Consider the following 15979-nt stretch of genomic DNA (forward strand, 5'->3'; position numbering starts at 1 on the left):
GGCTCCGGTGACAACCCGGCATGCTTTCCATGTCAGATATTTCGATCCGGATCGCCGGGCGTCTGTTGATCGACGACAGCACGGTGCAGATCGTGCCCGGCGCCCGCGTCGGCTTCGTCGGGCGCAACGGCGTCGGCAAATCGACGCTGTTTCACGCGATCCGCGGCGATCTCCCAACCGAGTCCGGCAGCATTACGCTACCGCCGCGCTGGCGCATCGGCAGTCTGGCACAGGAAGCACCGGATGGCCCCGAGAGCCTCATCAATGTCGTGCTGAAGGCCGACCTGGAGCGCGACGCGCTGTTGCGTGAAGCCGAAACCGCCGATGATCCGCACCGGATCGCCGAAATCCAGACCCGGCTGGTGGACATCGACGCGCACTCGGCGCCGGCGCGCGCCGCGGCGATCCTGAGCGGCCTCGGATTTTCCGCCGCGGACCAGGGCCGGCCGTGTTCGGAATTCTCCGGCGGCTGGCGCATGCGGGTGGCGCTCGCGGCAACACTGTTTTCGGCGCCCGATCTGTTGCTGCTGGACGAGCCGACCAACTATCTCGACCTCGAAGGCACGCTGTGGCTGGAAGACCATCTGGCGAACTATCCACGCACCGTCATCGTCATCAGCCATGACCGCGACCTGCTCGACACGTCGGTCGACCGGATCCTGCACCTCGATCGCGGCAAGCTGACGCTCTACAAGGGAACCTATTCCTCGTTCGAGGAACAGCGCGCCATGCGTGAAATGCTGGACGCCAAGCATGCCAAGCGCCAGGCCGACGAGCGCAAGCGGTTGCAGGCCTTCGTCGACCGCTTCAAGGCAAAGGCTTCCAAAGCGCGTCAGGCACAGTCCCGCGTGAAGATGCTGGAACGGATGAAGCCGGTCACGGCGCTGGTGACCCAGGACGTGCGCGAAATCACCTTCCCGACGCCGGAGAAAATGCTGTCGCCGCCGATCATCGCCGTCGATGACGTCTCGGTCGGTTACGATCCGAAGAAACCGGTACTCAATCGCGTGACGCTGCGCGTCGACACCGACGACCGCATCGCCCTGCTCGGCTCCAACGGCAATGGCAAGTCGACGCTGGTCAAGCTGCTGGCGAACAAGCTGCAGCCTTTCTCCGGTCGGGTCACACGCGCGGACAAACTCTCGGTCGGTTATTTCGCGCAGCATCAGGTCGACGAACTCAACCTCGATGCCTCGCCCTACGATCACGTCCGCAGGCTGATGGCGGACGCGCCCGAAACCAAGATCCGCGGCCGCACCGGCGCGATCGGGTTTTCCGGCAAGGCCGGCGACACCCTGGTCAAGAGCCTGTCGGGCGGCGAGAAGGCGCGGCTGCTGCTCGGGCTCGCCACCTTCTTCGCCCCGAACATGATCATCCTCGACGAGCCGACCAACCATCTCGACATCGACAGCCGCGCGGCGCTGGCGGAAGCGATCAACGACTTTCCCGGCGCCGTCATCATGGTCTCGCACGACCGCTATCTGATCGAGGCCTGCGCTGATCAATTGTGGGTCGTCGCCAATCAGACCGTGACGAGCTACGACGGTGACCTCGACGATTACAGACGACTGGTGTTGTCGATCGGCGAGCCGCGCAACGGTTCGCGCGAACGCCCCAAAGAGACCGCAAAGCCCGAGCGCGTCAGAAACGAGAGACGAACGCCGCTGAAGCAGCGCATCGCCGAAGCCGAGGCCGAAATCGAGCGCATCAACGGCATCATCGCCAAGATCGACATCGCGCTTGCCTTGCCGGATATCTTTACGCGCGATCCCAAGCAGGCCGCTCAACTAAGCAAGGCCCGCGCCGGCGCCGAAAGCGCGCTGCGGCGCGCCGAGGAAGATTGGCTGGAAGCCAGTTCAGAATTCGACGAAGCGGCAGGTTGAAACCAGTCGACGCCGGCGAGCTACGCCGCCGGCTTCCTCTTCGGCCTGGCGCCCTTGGCCGGTGCCGCCGACTCCGGTGCGCGCTCGATCGAGGTCAGGCGCCCTGCGGTAAAGGTGTAGAGGCCGGCGCGCTGACCGCGCGAATAGGTGACGACCGCGACGCGATCGCCGCGCGGGTTGTTGGAAAGGCTGACATTGTCGGGCGCACCGATGCCGCGCACGACGTCGCATTCGGTATGACCGAGCGCCACCGTTCCCGTTGTCGAGGGCGGCGGGCTGCCGGCGGCCAGCGCGGTGGCATCTGTGCCCGGCGCTGCCATGCCTGGACAGCCGCCATCGGCCGCGACGAGTTCATCGGGCATGACGGACTTGGTCGGCGTGAGCGGCGGCGTTTCGATCGACACGTTGCGAATGAACACGCGTCCTGAGCGCGAAAACCAGTCCGCATCCTTCGACAGCAGATCTGCTCCGCCCGCACAACCCGCCAGCGCAGGCCCGAGCAGCAACAACGTCAGCAGTGGTTTTCGATCGATCATTCCGCGTCGCACGCTAAACCCACGCTCCCGCTTTCAACTGTAACAGCTTGTCGGACCATCACTTTGCGGCACGACCATGGCTGCCTGCAAGGTCCGGCGCAGAAACCGCAGATTATCATTAATTCCTATGGATTCGCTATTGCCGCCGTTGCCAGCGGCCCCGTTCATCGGCCTGCCAATACGTCACCTCGAAACCCCTCGCCTTGCAATCGGCCCAGGCGCCGCGCGCCGCGGTCAGTGCATCGGCATCGTCGCCGTTGAACACCAGCACCACCCGTTCGTAGCTGTCGCAATCGGTCGGCAACGCCGCATTGTCGATCAGGAACCTGACATTGGCCTGGTTGGGATTGCCGTCCTCGATCGAGAGGATGATCGGCTGGTCCTGCGCATCGCCGGCACGCCATGTGGCGTGCGGCAGGAACGAATCGTCGCTGTAGGTCCACAAGTGAGCGTCGAGCGCCTCGGTGCGTTCGGGCGAAGTCGACTGCACGACCACGCGCCAGCCGCGCTCGAGCGATTTCTCCAACAGCGGCGGCAATACGCTTTCGAGCGACATGCCCTGCAAATGATAGAACAGGACTTCCGTCATGCGGCTGCGACCGAATTACTTCGTGGCTTCGTAATATTCCGCGACCAGCCGGTCCAGCAGGCGAACGCCGTAGCCGGATCCCCAGGAGTGGTTGATGTCGGTTTTCGGTGCGCCCATCGCGGTTCCCGCGACGTCGAGATGCGCCCACGGCGTGCCATCGACGAACCGCTGCAGGAATTGCGCCGCGGTGATCGAACCGCCGTGGCGGCCGCCGGTGTTCTTCATGTCGGCAAACTGCGAATCGATCTGCTTGTCGTATTCGGGACCGAGCGGCATGCGCCAGACGCGTTCGCCGGTTTCGGTTCCGATCTTGCTCAGCCTGTCGGCCAGCTCGTCGTTGTTGGAAAACATGCCGGCATATTCGGTTCCGAGCGCGACCATGATCGCGCCGGTGAGCGTGGCCAGATCGACCATGAATTTGGGCTTGAACTTCTTTGCCACGTACCAGAGCACGTCGGCCAGCACGAGCCGGCCTTCGGCGTCGGTGTTGATGATCTCGATGGTCTGCCCCGACATCGAGGTGACGATATCGCCGGGGCGCTGAGCGTTGCCGTCGGGCATGTTCTCGACCAGGCCAATGGCGCCGATCGCGTTGACCTTCGCCTTGCGCGCGGCCAGCGCATGCATCAACCCGACCACGCAGGCCGCGCCACCCATATCGCCCTTCATGTCTTCCATGCTGGCGGCGCCCTTGATGGAGATTCCGCCGGTATCGAAGCAAACGCCCTTGCCGACGAAAGCCACCGGCTGATCGCCTTTCTTGCCGCCGTTCCAGCGCATGACCACGGTGCGACCGGGCTGGGTCGAGCCCTGCGCGACGCCGAGCAAGGCGCCCATGCCGAGCTTCTTCATCTCCTTGACGTCGAGCACCTCGACATCGACGCCGAGCTTCTTGAGCTGGCTCGCACGGCGCGCGAATTCCACGGGATACAGTACGTTCGGCGGCTCGTTGACGAGTTCGCGCGCGATGATCACGCCGTCCACGACATGGGACGCGGGGCTGAACGCCTTCCGCGCAGCCGCGACATCCTCGACTGCAATCGAAACGTCGGCGCGCAGCTCGCCGTTCTCACCGTCCTTCTTCTTGGTCTTGTAACGATCGAACTTGTACGCGCGCAGCCGGAGGCCGGACGCGATCGCGGCGGCAGAATCGGCCTGCATCGCCCCCTCAGGCAGTTCGGCGATCACGGTGACCGCTTCGCTGGCGGCGTTGAGTTTGCCCGCCGTCACCCCGCCAAATTTGAGAAAATCCTTCTCCTTGATATCGGCCGCCTTGCCGACGCCGACGACGATCAGGCGGTCCGCCTTGATTCCCTCCGGCGCCGGGATATCGAGCGTCGAGCCGCTCTTGCCCTTGAACTGGTTGGCCGCCGCCGCCCGTTTGACGGTATCGGATGCCTTCCCCAGCGCCTTCCGCGTCGCCTCGCCGAACTTCAATGCGTCGTCGCAAAACACCACAAGAACGCCGCGGGGGGCTGTGGAAAAGGCGACAAAGCCGACCTTGACGGCGTCGGACATGGGTAATCCTCCAGAATTTAAGGGCTGTCTTGGGTCCGGAATCGGCCCGGATTTATGGAATTGTTCTCTCGGTAACGGTCCAAATCGCTCCGGACCTGATGTTTTCGCCACTATGGCCTGCAAGCTGCCGCGCTGCCAAGCACTGCCGTGACCCGAACGCCACATGATGGTATTTATTAACCATACCGAGGGGGTGCCACGGCCCGGCCATTTTGTTGACGGATCAAAGGGATGGTAGTGAGAATGAGACGGCTGAGTAAAGGCGGCTCGACCAAAGGGGAACCCTCGACAAAGGGGTTGGTCGGAAGCTGCCCTCTGGGCGCACAAGGTGGGATCGTGCGGTAACGATGGGGTCGATCGACAGGTACATTTTTCGCACGACGCTTGCGTCGTTTGCGCTGGTCCTGGTCAGCCTCACCGGCGTGATCTGGATTACGCAGGCGTTGCGCGGCATCGACCTGATGACGAGCCAGGGCCAGACCATCATCACCTTTCTCGGCATCACCAGCCTGGTGATTCCGGCGCTGGTTTTGATCATCGCACCGATCGCACTGATGATTGCGATCTCGCATACACTGAACAAGCTCGCCACCGATTCCGAAATCATCGTGATGAACGCCGCCGGTTTTTCGCCGTACCGGCTGTTCCGCCCGTTTTTCTTCGCCACGTGCGTGGTGGCGCTGCTGGTCACGTTCATCGGTGCCTATCTCGCTCCCGACGGCCTCCGCCGGATCAAGCAATGGGACGCCGAGATTACAGCCGACGTGCTGACCAACATCCTGCAGCCCGGACGTTTCGCCCAGCTCGACCAGAACCTGACGATTCGCATTCGGGAACGGCAGCCCGGCGGCGTGCTCGCCGGCATCTTCGTCGACGACCGCCGCGATCCCAAGGAGCGCGTCACCATCATTGCCGACCACGGCACGGTGCTGAAAAACGAAAACGGTTCCTATCTGGTGCTGGAGGACGGCAACCTCGAGCGTTTCGAGGCGGGCAAGCGCGATCCGGCGCTGGTGGCCTTTGGCCGCTACGCCTTCGACATGTCGAAATTCTCCAATCGCGGCCGCGACGTCGCGCTCGGAATTCGCGAACGCTATCTCTGGGAGCTGGTTTCGCCTTCGGAGGACGATCCGGTTTTCAAGCAACTCTCCGGGCAGTTTCGCGCCGAGCTGCATGACCGCATACTTGCCCCGGTCTATCCGTTCGCCTTCGCCGTCCTGACTTTTGCCTTCCTCGGCACCCCGCGCACGACGCGGCAGAGCCGCAATTTTTCGATCGGCGGGTCCATCCTGGCGGTGTTCGGCCTGCGCATGGCGGGATTTGCCTGCTCGGTCATGGCCGTGAAGACGCCGATCATGGCGCTGGTCCAGTACTCGATGCTGTTCGCGGCCATCGCCGTCGGGATGTGGATGATCGTGGGTGGCGTCGTGGTGGAGCCGCCGGCCGCGCTGATGGAGGCCATCAACAGGTCGAACGCACGTCTTGCGCGGCTCTTTGGACGGCCGGCCACCGCATGAGCATGATGACAAACACGCTCGGGCGATATTTTGCCGGCCGCTTCCTGGTCTCGGCGGTGGGCGTGTTTGCGAGCATTTTCGTGCTGCTGGTGCTGGTCGACTACATCGAGATGGTCCGCAAGACCTCCGGGCTCGCGTCGGCATCCGCGATCACGGTGGCGCAGACCTCGTTGTACCGCGTGCCGCAACTGCTCGAAAAGCTGATGCCGTTCTGCGTCCTGATCGGCGCCATGACCTGCTATCTGGCGCTGTCGCGACGGCTCGAGCTGGTGGTCGCCCGCGCCGCGGGCGTCTCCGCCTGGCAGTTCGTCTCGCCCGCGCTGGCAAGCTCGATCATCCTCGGCACCCTCGCAACCGTCGCCTACAATCCGATGTCGGCGAACCTGCGCGAATTGTCCAAGCGGATGGAGGCCGAACTGTTCGGCTCGGCGCCCGGCGGCGGCATCCAGGATGCATCCGGTTTCTGGTTGAACCAGATCAACAGCGACGGCCAGTCGATCATCAATGCGGCCCGCAGCGAGCAGCAGGGCGTCCGGCTGACCGGACTTACCGTGTTCCGATTCCGCTGGAGCCAAGGCAATGACGATCGACGACCAAATGACTCCAAGCTCCAGTTCGAGGAGCGAATCGAGGCGCGGGAAGCCACCCTTGAGGAAGGGCGCTGGGCCTTCAAATCGGTACGCAGATACTCCCTTGATAAACCTCCGGTTGATCAGGAGAACTTTTACCTCACCACCACGCTAACTCCGGCCCAGGTCCGCAACAGTTTCTCCACCCCCGAAACCGTGTCCTTTTGGCAACTGCCCGGCTATATCCGCTCTTCCGAAAGCTCGGGCTTCGCGACCGCTGGCTACCGTCTGCAGTACCATAAGCTCATCGCACAGCCATTTTTGCTGGCTGCAATGGTGATGTTGGCCGCTTCTGTGAGCCTCCGCTTCTTCCGGATGGGCGGCGTGCAGAAGATGGTTTTAAGTGGCGTGGGCGCAGGCTTTCTGCTCTATGTTCTATCGAAAGTTACTGAGGATTTGAGCAAGGCTGAGTTGATGCATCCCATCGCTGCGGCGTGGTTGCCCGTATGTGTGGGTGGCCTCACCGGTTTCTTAGCCTTGCTGTACCAGGAGGACGGGTAGTGGCCGTTGTCGCCGCCCGCCAGTTGAGGTCGCCTGCGTTCAGGCGGAGCACAACCGTGCGCCGCTATCGAGCCCGTTTGGCCGCCGTTGGCGTACCTATGTTTGCCCTGCTCGCCGGATTGGCGTTTGCGGGTTCGCTTGAGCTTGCCCTGACGGTGCCGGCTCACGCGCAAAGCTTCACCTACAATCCACGCCCGCCCAAGCCGCCGCCGCGGCCGGTGAACAATGACGGCCGGATGCTCGTGCAAGCGGTCGAGGTGGACTACGACTACAACAACCAGCGCGTGTCGGCGGTCGGCAACGTGCAGATGTTCTACAACGGCACCAGCGTGGAGGCCGACAAGGTCATCTATGACCAGAAGACCAAGCGGCTGCATGCGGAAGGCAACATTCGCCTGACGGACGCGGAAGGCAAAGTCACCTACGCCAACATCATGGACCTGAGCGACGACTACCGTGATGGGTTCGTCGATTCGCTGCGCGTCGATACCGCAGACGCCACGCGGATGGCGGCGACGCGCGCCGACCGCTCGGCCGGCAATTACACCGTGTTCGAAAACGGCGTCTATACCGCCTGCGCGCCGTGTAAGGACAATCCGAAGAAGCCGCCGCTGTGGCAGGTCAAGGGTGCGCGCATCATCCACGACCAGACCGACAAGATGCTGTACTTCGAGAACGCGCAGCTCGAGTTCTTCGGCGTGCCGATGGCTTATCTGCCGTATTTCTCGACGCCCGATCCGACCGTGAAGCGCAAGACCGGCTTCCTGATGCCGGCCTACAGCAACAACTCAACCTACGGCTATGCGGTCGAAACTCCGTTCTACTGGGCGATCGCGCCGGATTACGACGCCACCTTCAATCCGCGCTTCACGACGCGGCAGGGCGTGCTGTTCCAGGGCGAATTCCGCCAGCGCCTGATCAACGGCTCGTATCAGATCCGCGCCTACGGTATCGACCAGCTCGACCAGAGTGCGTTCACCGGCCAGCCCGGCGACCGCCAGTTCCGCGGCGGCGTCGACACCAAGGGCCAGTTCGCGCTCAACGACAAATGGGTGTGGGGTTGGGACGGCGTCCTGCTGTCCGACTACTACTTCTTCTCGGACTACCGGCTGGCCCAGTACAAGGATCCGCTGGGCTCGTTCCTGAGCCTGCCGACGGAGGCGATCTCGCAGCTCTATCTGACCGGCGTTGGCAGCCGCAGCTTCTTCGATGCGCGCACGATCTATTACCTCTCCTACTCCGGCAGCCAGGACAAGGTGCCGGTGATCCATCCGGTGATCGACTACAACAACGTCATCAACCACCCGATCCTCGGTGGTGAGGTCAGCTACTTAACGAACTTCACCAGCCTGTCGCGCACCACCGCGGCCTTCGACCCGATCACGACGCTGGCCAACACCGCTGGCCTGTGCCTGAACGCATCGGCCGACCCGCTCGCCCGCACCCCCTCGCAATGCGTGCTGCGCGGCATGCCCGGCACCTATACGCGGCTCACCGCCCAGGCTCAGTGGCGCCGCTCGTACACCGATCCGATCGGCCAGATCTGGACGCCGTTTGCGATCATGCGCGCCGACGCCGTCAGCGCCTCGATCTCGAACCAGCCCGGCGTTTCGAACTTCCTTCCGGTCGGCGACACCGAGGCGGTCCGCCTGATGCCGGCGGTCGGCCTTGAGTATCGCTACCCCTTCATCAACGTTCAGCCGTGGGGCACGACCACGATCGAGCCGATCGCGCAGGTCATCGCACGTCCGAACGAGACCTACGCCGGCCGCCTGCCGAACGAAGACGCGCAGAGCATGGTGTTCGACGCCTCCAACCTGTTCTCGGTCGACAAATTCTCCGGCTACGACCGTATCGAAGGCGGCGGCCGCGCCAATGTCGGCGTTCAGTCGACCACGCAATTCGATCGCGGCGGCAGCGTCAATGTGCTGTTCGGACAATCCTACCAGTTGTTCGGCCTGAATTCGTATGCGGTGCGGGATGCGACTAACACCGGCCTCGATTCCGGCCTGCAGACCACCCGGTCCGACTACGTCGCCCGCGTCAATTATTCGCCGAACCGAACCTATACGTTCAGCGTGCGCTCGCGCATGGATGAGGCGACCTGGAACGTCAATCGCTTCGAAGCCGAAGGGCGCGCCTCGTTCGACCGCTGGTCGGTCAGCATGCTGTACGGCAACTATGCCGCCCAGCCGGAGCTCGGCTATCTGACCCGGCGCGAAGGCCTGCTCGGCACCGCGTCGATCAAGCTGGCGTCGAACTGGGTGGTGTCAGGCGGCGCGCGCTGGGATCTGGAAGCCAACAAGCTGAACCAGTACATCATCGGCGCCGGTTATGTGGACGATTGCTTCGTGCTGGCCGCCAACTATGTCACGTCCTATACCTACCAGGCCGGGACGACGCCGCCGGTGCTCAATCACGCCTTCATGCTGCAGATTGGCCTGCGGACCATTGCGAATTCGTCCACGACGTCCGGCAGCAACGGCATCCAGTAGCGTGAGGCCCTAACCCTTGCCGGACAGTACCCCACACAACGCGGTACGATTGGTTGATACGGCTGAATGATCACATGACGACCATGATGCTTTTCCATCGCCGGCTTCGGTCCCTGACCGCCGGTTGTGCCATCGCGCTCGCCATGCTGGCAGGGGGCATTTCGCCATTGCCCGCGCAGCAGGTGGCCTGCATGATCAACGGTGAGCCCATCACCAGCCTTGATATCGAGCAGCGCACCAAGCTCAACTTCCTGACCACGCGCAAGCAGATGCCGCGGCAGGAAGTGATCGACGAGCTGATCAGCGACAAGGTCAAGATCAAGGAAGCCAAGCGGTTCGGCGTCGACCCTTCCGGGAGCGACCTCGATCAGGCCTATGCGGGCATGAGCCAGCGGATGCGCCTGACGCCCGATCAGCTGACCAAATCGCTGGAGAGCCAGGGCGTCCGGCCGGAAACGCTCAAGGCCCGCCTCAAGGCCGAGATGGTCTGGGGCAGCCTGGTGCGCGGCCGCTTCAAGGAGAGCCTGCAAGTCGGCGAAAAGGACGTGAACGCTGCCGCCGAGCAAGGCGGCGAGTCCACCCAGGTGGACGCGTTCGAATACAAGCTGCAGCCGATCGTGCTGATCGTGCCGCGCGGCTCGGCGCAAGGCGCGATCGATCAGCGGCGCAAGGAAGCGGAATCGCTGCGCGAGCGCGTGCAGTCCTGCGAGCAGGCCAACTCCTACTTCAAGTCGATGCAGAACGCCGCGATCCGCGACATCATCACCAAGACCTCGGCCGACATTCCGGGCCCCTTGCGCGAGCTCCTGGACAAGACGCCGGTCGGCCGCCTGACCCCGCCCGAAATTACCAAGCAGGGCGTGGAAATGGTGGCGCTGTGCGAACGGAAGCCGACCAAGGTCGACACGCCGAAGAAGCGGGAGATCCGGGAAAAGATGTACGCCCAGAAATACGAGGCGAAGTCGAAATCCTATCTGAACGACCTGCGCAAGGCCGCAATGATCGAATGTCGTTGATTCATGGCAAAGCCTCTCGCGCTGACATCCGGCGAGCCCGCGGGCATCGGCCCCGACATCGCCCTTGAAGCGTGGCGGCGGCGCGGCGAGCTCGACCTGCCGCCGTTCTATCTACTCGGCGACCGCGCCTTCTTCGCGGAGCGTGCGAAGATCCTGGGACTAACCGTCGAACTCGCCGATGCCTCCCCCGAGGAAGCGGGCGCGACATTTGCGAGCGCCCTCCCCGTGGTCGCGACCGGCGAAACCGCAACCGCGCAGCCCGGACAACCCGACGACAGCAGCGCGAACGCGGCGCTCGCCTCCATTCGCCAGGCTGTCGACCATGTCCGGCAAGGTCGCGCCGGCGCCGTCGTCACCAACCCGATCGCCAAGAGCGTGCTGTACCGCGCCGGCTTCCGCCATCCCGGCCACACCGAGTTTCTCGCCGAGCTGGCCGCCGATGGCGGGAAGCTGCCGCAGCCGGTGATGATGCTGTGGTCGCCGGCGCTCGCCGTCGTTCCCGTCACCATCCATCTTTCGCTGCGCGAGGCGCTGGCCCAGCTTTCGACAGAGCTGATCGTGGCGACTGCCCGGATTGCGGTCGCGGATCTGAAAGCCCATTTCGGCCTTGGCTCTCCACGCTTGGCGCTATCGGGCCTCAACCCGCACGCCGGCGAAGACGGCTCGCTCGGCCGCGAGGACATCGACGTTGTCGCTCCCGCCGTCGACATCCTGCGCCAGGAAGGCATCGACGCGCGCGGGCCCCTGCCCGCGGACACCATGTTCCACGCCGCGGCGCGCAAGAGCTACGACTGCGCCATCTGCATGTATCACGACCAGGCGCTGATCCCGATCAAGACAATTGCGTTCGAGGACGCCGTCAACGTCACGCTGGGACTGCCGTTCATCCGGACATCACCGGACCACGGCACCGCTTTCGACATCGCCGGCACCGGCAAGGCCAATCCGTCCAGTCTCGCCGCAGCGCTGCGGCTCGCCGCGCGCATGGCGGCGACCAAGCCTCAATGAGCGCGATCGACGATCTGCCGCCGCTGCGCGAGGTCATCCGCGAACATTCCCTCTCGGCCCGCAAATCGCTCGGGCAGAATTTTCTGCTCGACCTCAACCTCACCGCGCGGATCGCGCGCGCCGCTGGTCCCCTCGAAGGCGCTGTTGTCATCGAGGTCGGCCCCGGCCCGGGCGGGCTGACGCGTGCGCTGCTCGCGCTCGGCGCCAAACGCGTCATCGCGGTCGAACGCGACGAGCGCGCGCTGGCGCCGCTCGACTACATCGCCAAACGCTATCCCGGCCGGCTCGAGATCGTGCACGCCGACGCGCAAGCCTTCGATCCGCGCCCGATGCTCGGTGGCGAACGCGCAAAGATCGTCGCCAACCTGCCCTACAACATCGCGACTGCACTTTTGGTGGACTGGCTCTCGATCGAGCCATGGCCGCCCTGGTACGACATGATGGTCTTGATGTTTCAGCGCGAGGTCGCCGAGCGCATCGTCGCCAAAGAGAACGACGAAGCCTATGGCCGGCTCGCCGTGCTCGCCAACTGGCGCAGCGAGACCAAGATCCTGTTCGACATTTCGCCCGCCGCCTTCGTGCCGCAGCCGAAGGTGACCTCCTCGGTGGTGCGCTTGGTGCCGCGCGCGGCGCCAGAACCCTGCGACCGCCGCATGCTCGAACAGGTGGCGGCGGCAGCCTTCGGCCAGCGCCGGAAAATGCTGCGGCAGAGCCTCAAATCGCTGTCGGTCGACCCGGCCAGGCTCGCCGCGGCCGCGCAGATCGATCCGACGCGGCGCGCCGAAACCATTCCGGTTTCCGGCTTTGTTGCCATGGCCCGTGAATTGGCCGATATACGAAACACAAAATAAAACGCCGTATAAGGAGTGAACGCCATGGCGCGAATGGTCCGTCAATCCCTCGTCAAGTTCGATGCGCCGTTGTGCGAAACCATCATCGACACGCCGAAACCACAGGGGCGCGAAGTCCTCGTCCGCATCGAGCGCTGCGGGCTCTGCCATTCCGATCTGCACATCCAGGACGGCTATGCTGATTTGGGCGGCGGCAAGCGGCTCGACACCACGCGCGGCATGACGCTGCCGTTCACGCTCGGCCACGAGATCGCCGGCGTCGTCGATGAGGTCGGCCCCGATGCGCCGAAGGAGCTGATCGGCAAGAAGCAGGCGGTCTTCCCCTGGATCGGCTGCGGCCAGTGCCGCGACTGCGCCGCGGGCGATGAAAATCTCTGCGTCAAGCAGCGCTTTCTCGGCGTCTCCATCGACGGCGGCTTTGCCACACACGTGCTGGTGCCCGACGCAAAGTACCTGCTCGACTACGATCCGCTGCCGGTCAACCAGGCGGCGACGCTGATGTGCTCGGGCGTCACGGCCTATGGCGCGCTGAAGCGGCTGGTCGACCGCCCACGCCAGCGCAATCTCCTCCTGATCGGCCTCGGCGGCGTCGGCATGATGGGGCTGTCGTTCGCGCAAGCGATGTTCAAGCAGAACATCACCGTCGCCGATCTCTCACCGGCCGCACGCGAGACCGCGCTCAAGAACGGCGCGGCAGTCGCCTACGATCCTGCCGAGCCCGAAATCATCAGGCGCATCCTGAAGGAAACCGAGGGCGGCTTTGACGGCGTCGTCGATTTCGCCGGCAACGAGAAATCGATGGCGTTTGCGGTCGCGACCGTCGCGCGCGGCGGCAAGGTCGTGGTGTCCGGCCTGATGGGCGGAAATTTCAGCCTGCCGATGGTGCAATGGGTCTACAAGCGCATGACCATCGAAGGCTTCATGGTCGGCACGCTGGCTGAGGCCAAGGAACTGATGGCGCTCGCCCGCGCCGGCAAGATCAAGCCGACGCCGATGAAGGAAGAGCCGATGGCCGACGTCCAGAAGTGGATCGACGAACTGCGCGCCGGCAAGGTGGTCGGGCGCATCGTGCTGAAGAACTGAGGCGGCGCGCAGCCACCAACTCTCGTCATGGCCGAGCATAGCCGTCCGAAGGACGGCGTCGCTTTCGCTTGCCTATGTCCCGGCCATCCACGTCTTTCTTGCTGATGACGTAAGCCCGCAAGCGCAACTTCAGCCGCGCCGCGCCGCAGTGATCGCGGCGACGTCGATCCTCCTCATCTCCATCATCGCATCGAATGCGCGCTTGGCCTCGGCGCCGCCGACCGCCAGCGCCTCGGTCAGCACGCGCGGCGTGATTTGCCAGGAAACGCCCCATTTGTCCTTGCACCAGCCGCACGCGCTTTCCTGCCCGCCATTGCCGACGATGGCGTTCCAGTAGCGGTCGGTCTCCTCCTGATCGTCGGTGGCGATCTGGAACGAGAAGGCTTCGTTATGTCTGAACATGGGACCGCCATTGAGGCCGAGGCAAGGGACGCCGGCGACCGTGAAATCGACCGTCAGCACATCCCCCGCCTTGCCGGACGGATAGTCGCTCGGTGCGCGATGCACGGCGTGCACGGCGCTGTCAGGGAAGGTCTCGGCGTAGAAGCGGGCCGCAGCCTCGGCGTCCTTGTCGTACCAGAGACAGATCGTGTTCTTTGCCGTGTTCTTGGCCATCGCAAGTCCTTTCGGTTGCACTCCACAATAACGCTCATCCCTCTTCCGTTAGGATAGGCAGCCGTGTCGATGTGAGCTAAGGTTGTCGTTGATTTGATCGACCAAGCAAGCGAGGATTTTGTGCGCAGGAAGCTTTTTTGCATGGCTCTATCAGCCGTGCTGACAGGAAGTCTGGCCAGTCCCGGTATCTCCCAAACGACCAATACGCCGAAGAATCGGATTCCGCCTCACTTTGCCAAGGAGTGCGCCGCCAACATTGCGAAGGAATATCCATCTATCAAGATCGTAGGACCGTTTTCCGAGGGCTCTTTTGCGAGCCCCCTTTCACAGTGGGTTGCCAAAGGAAGGGTCGTTGTGATCGCTGCCCCTACGATATCCACGGGACTGTTCGGAACCAGCAAGAGAGCTGCCGGCTGCATCTATGACATTCGGGACAGCGCGCTTGTGTTCAGGAAAGTGGCCGGCCCGACGGAGTTTCCGGAGCGATACACGAGGGCGCCGGGGGACCCGCCGTAAGGCCGTCTCAGCAAGTAGCCCGCATGAGCGCAAGCGATATGCGGGACCGCTGGACGAAAGTGCCCCGGATGTCGCTTCGCTCATCCGGGCTACGCTCGCTGGATCAACGCCCGTCCGATCGGCTTCGGCTCCTCGCTGCGCAACACCAGCGACGTCGTCACCGCGCCGTGCCGAGCAACCGTATCGACGATCGTTTCAAGCTCCTGCGGCGACGGCACGAACACCTTGAGGATGAAGCAATCCTCGCCGGTCAGCCGCAGCACCTCCATGACATGAGGCATTTTCGCAAACTGCTTCAGGCAGGACTGGATATGCTCGTGCGTCGTGCGCAGGCGGATGACGGCCATCATCCGCAAGCCGAGCGCGGCCGGATTGATCTTCGCGGCATAGCCGGTGATGATCCCGCGCTCCTCCAGCCGCTTGACCCTTTCAGAAGTCGCGGGCTGCGACAGCCCGATTTTGCGGCCAAGCTCTGAAATCGCGATGCGCCCGTCCTCCTGCATCGCTTCGATGATCGCGATATCGGTCGGGTCCAGTGCGGGGGCAAAACTTTCTCGGGACATGAAGACCTTGAATCCATCGGCAGGAGGACGTCTTTTCCGATGATTGCCCATTCCAGGCGATAGCGGAAGCCGGCAGTTTCGCGCCGTTGCAACAACGACGGAGCTGACATGACCGACTTCATCATCCTGCCGGGAATTGGCGGATCGGGCGAGAAGCACTGGCAAACCCGATGGGAAACGAGCGACCCGCGCTGCCGCCGCTTCCAGCCCGCCGATTGGGACCGGCCCGATCTCAAGGACTGGATCGGTGCGCTGGATCGCGCCGTAGGTGCGGCGGCAAAGCCGCCGCTGCTCGTCGCTCACAGCCTGGCGTGTCTTCTGGTTGCGCACTGGCAGCAGGTTTCGACGGCAACGGTTGCGGGCGCATTCCTCGTTGCCGTTCCGAATCCGCAAGCGCCAACCTTTCCCGTCGAGGCCGCCGCTTTCGCCAATCCGCCAGCAACCAAACTCCGCTTCCCCTCGCTCGTCATCGCGAGCGCAAACGATCCCTACGGCACGATCGACTATGCGCGAGGAAGAGCGAGCCGATGGGGCAGCGGCATCGTGGAAGTGGGAGAGCTTGGCCACATCAACGAGACAAGCGGGCTTGAGGACTGGCCGCAGGGGAAAGCATTGTTCGCGGCATTTGCGGCGGGAGTCGCGGATTGAATGTGGGCCGC

At 63.7% G+C, this 15979-nt stretch carries 14 protein-coding genes; 9 read left to right on the forward strand and 5 right to left on the reverse strand.

What is annotated here, in order from left to right:
- Positions 1 to 20: 20 nt before the first annotated feature.
- The gene (locus tag CQ12_RS36050) at positions 21 to 1883 is read left to right on the forward strand and encodes an ABC-F family ATP-binding cassette domain-containing protein (protein ID WP_057840006.1); all 1863 of its coding nucleotides are present in this window, start codon (positions 21 to 23) and stop codon (positions 1881 to 1883) included.
- 20 nt (positions 1884 to 1903) lie between these two features.
- Here CQ12_RS36050 and CQ12_RS36055 read toward each other — a convergent pair whose 3' ends face one another.
- The 3 genes from CQ12_RS36055 to CQ12_RS36065 form a co-directional block, all read right to left on the reverse strand.
- Positions 1904 to 2419 carry a hypothetical protein gene (locus CQ12_RS36055; RefSeq protein ID WP_057840007.1) on the reverse strand — a complete coding sequence of 172 codons (516 nt, stop codon included), beginning with the start codon at positions 2417 to 2419 and terminating at the stop codon, positions 1904 to 1906.
- Positions 2420 to 2555: 136 nt separating this feature from the next.
- Complete coding sequence (locus tag CQ12_RS36060; RefSeq protein WP_057840008.1) at positions 2556 to 3008, reverse strand: DNA polymerase III subunit chi; 453 nt, start codon at positions 3006 to 3008, stop codon at positions 2556 to 2558.
- A 15-nt stretch (positions 3009 to 3023) separates the two neighbouring features.
- Positions 3024 to 4526, reverse strand: coding sequence for a leucyl aminopeptidase (locus CQ12_RS36065; protein ID WP_057840009.1), 1503 nt, complete (start codon positions 4524 to 4526; stop codon positions 3024 to 3026).
- A 347-nt stretch (positions 4527 to 4873) separates the two neighbouring features.
- On the opposite strand from CQ12_RS36065, the gene lptF reads away from it, so the two are divergent.
- The 7 genes from lptF (at position 4874) to CQ12_RS36100 (ending at position 13626) form a co-directional block, all read left to right on the forward strand.
- Entirely contained in the window at positions 4874 to 6043 is a 1170-nt protein-coding gene (lptF, locus tag CQ12_RS36070; protein WP_057840010.1) for an LPS export ABC transporter permease LptF, read from the forward strand.
- Positions 6040 to 7173 carry an LPS export ABC transporter permease LptG gene (lptG, locus tag CQ12_RS36075; RefSeq protein ID WP_057840011.1) on the forward strand — a complete coding sequence of 378 codons (1134 nt, stop codon included), beginning with the start codon at positions 6040 to 6042 and terminating at the stop codon, positions 7171 to 7173. Before lptF ends, lptG begins: the two co-directional genes overlap by 4 nt.
- A gap of 98 nt (positions 7174 to 7271) precedes the next feature.
- Positions 7272 to 9668: an LPS-assembly protein LptD gene (locus CQ12_RS36080; RefSeq protein ID WP_198164347.1), complete on the forward strand. Its 2397-nt coding sequence runs from the start codon at positions 7272 to 7274 to the stop codon at positions 9666 to 9668.
- 74 nt (positions 9669 to 9742) lie between these two features.
- Positions 9743 to 10684 carry a peptidylprolyl isomerase family protein gene (locus CQ12_RS36085; protein ID WP_083519623.1) on the forward strand — a complete coding sequence of 314 codons (942 nt, stop codon included), beginning with the start codon at positions 9743 to 9745 and terminating at the stop codon, positions 10682 to 10684.
- Positions 10685 to 10687: 3 nt separating this feature from the next.
- The gene (pdxA, locus tag CQ12_RS36090) at positions 10688 to 11692 is read left to right on the forward strand and encodes a 4-hydroxythreonine-4-phosphate dehydrogenase PdxA (RefSeq protein ID WP_057840012.1); all 1005 of its coding nucleotides are present in this window, start codon (positions 10688 to 10690) and stop codon (positions 11690 to 11692) included.
- Positions 11689 to 12543 (forward strand): 16S rRNA (adenine(1518)-N(6)/adenine(1519)-N(6))-dimethyltransferase RsmA, encoded by an 855-nt coding sequence (gene rsmA, locus CQ12_RS36095; RefSeq protein WP_057840013.1) that lies wholly within the window; start codon positions 11689 to 11691, stop codon positions 12541 to 12543. The genes pdxA and rsmA overlap by 4 nt, the downstream gene beginning before the upstream one ends.
- 24 nt (positions 12544 to 12567) lie before the next feature.
- Positions 12568 to 13626, forward strand: a complete 1059-nt coding sequence (locus CQ12_RS36100) for an alcohol dehydrogenase (protein WP_057840014.1) — start codon at positions 12568 to 12570, stop codon at positions 13624 to 13626.
- A 129-nt stretch (positions 13627 to 13755) separates the two neighbouring features.
- Here the strand turns inward: CQ12_RS36100 and CQ12_RS36105 are convergent, their stop codons facing one another.
- Together CQ12_RS36105 and CQ12_RS36115 are read right to left on the reverse strand one after the other, a co-directional pair.
- Positions 13756 to 14241, reverse strand: a complete 486-nt coding sequence (locus CQ12_RS36105) for a VOC family protein (RefSeq protein WP_057840015.1) — start codon at positions 14239 to 14241, stop codon at positions 13756 to 13758.
- 605 nt (positions 14242 to 14846) lie between these two features.
- On the reverse strand, positions 14847 to 15320 hold the full coding sequence (locus CQ12_RS36115) for an Lrp/AsnC family transcriptional regulator (protein ID WP_057840064.1): 474 nt from the start codon (positions 15318 to 15320) through the stop codon (positions 14847 to 14849).
- Between the two features lie 108 nt (positions 15321 to 15428).
- On the opposite strand from CQ12_RS36115, the gene CQ12_RS36120 reads away from it, so the two are divergent.
- On the forward strand, positions 15429 to 15968 hold the full coding sequence (locus tag CQ12_RS36120) for an RBBP9/YdeN family alpha/beta hydrolase (RefSeq protein WP_057840017.1): 540 nt from the start codon (positions 15429 to 15431) through the stop codon (positions 15966 to 15968).
- The last annotated feature ends 11 nt before the right edge of the window (positions 15969 to 15979 follow it).

Origin of the sequence: Bradyrhizobium jicamae, assembly GCF_001440395.1 — a bacterium.
Lineage (GTDB): Bacteria > Pseudomonadota > Alphaproteobacteria > Rhizobiales > Xanthobacteraceae > Bradyrhizobium > Bradyrhizobium jicamae.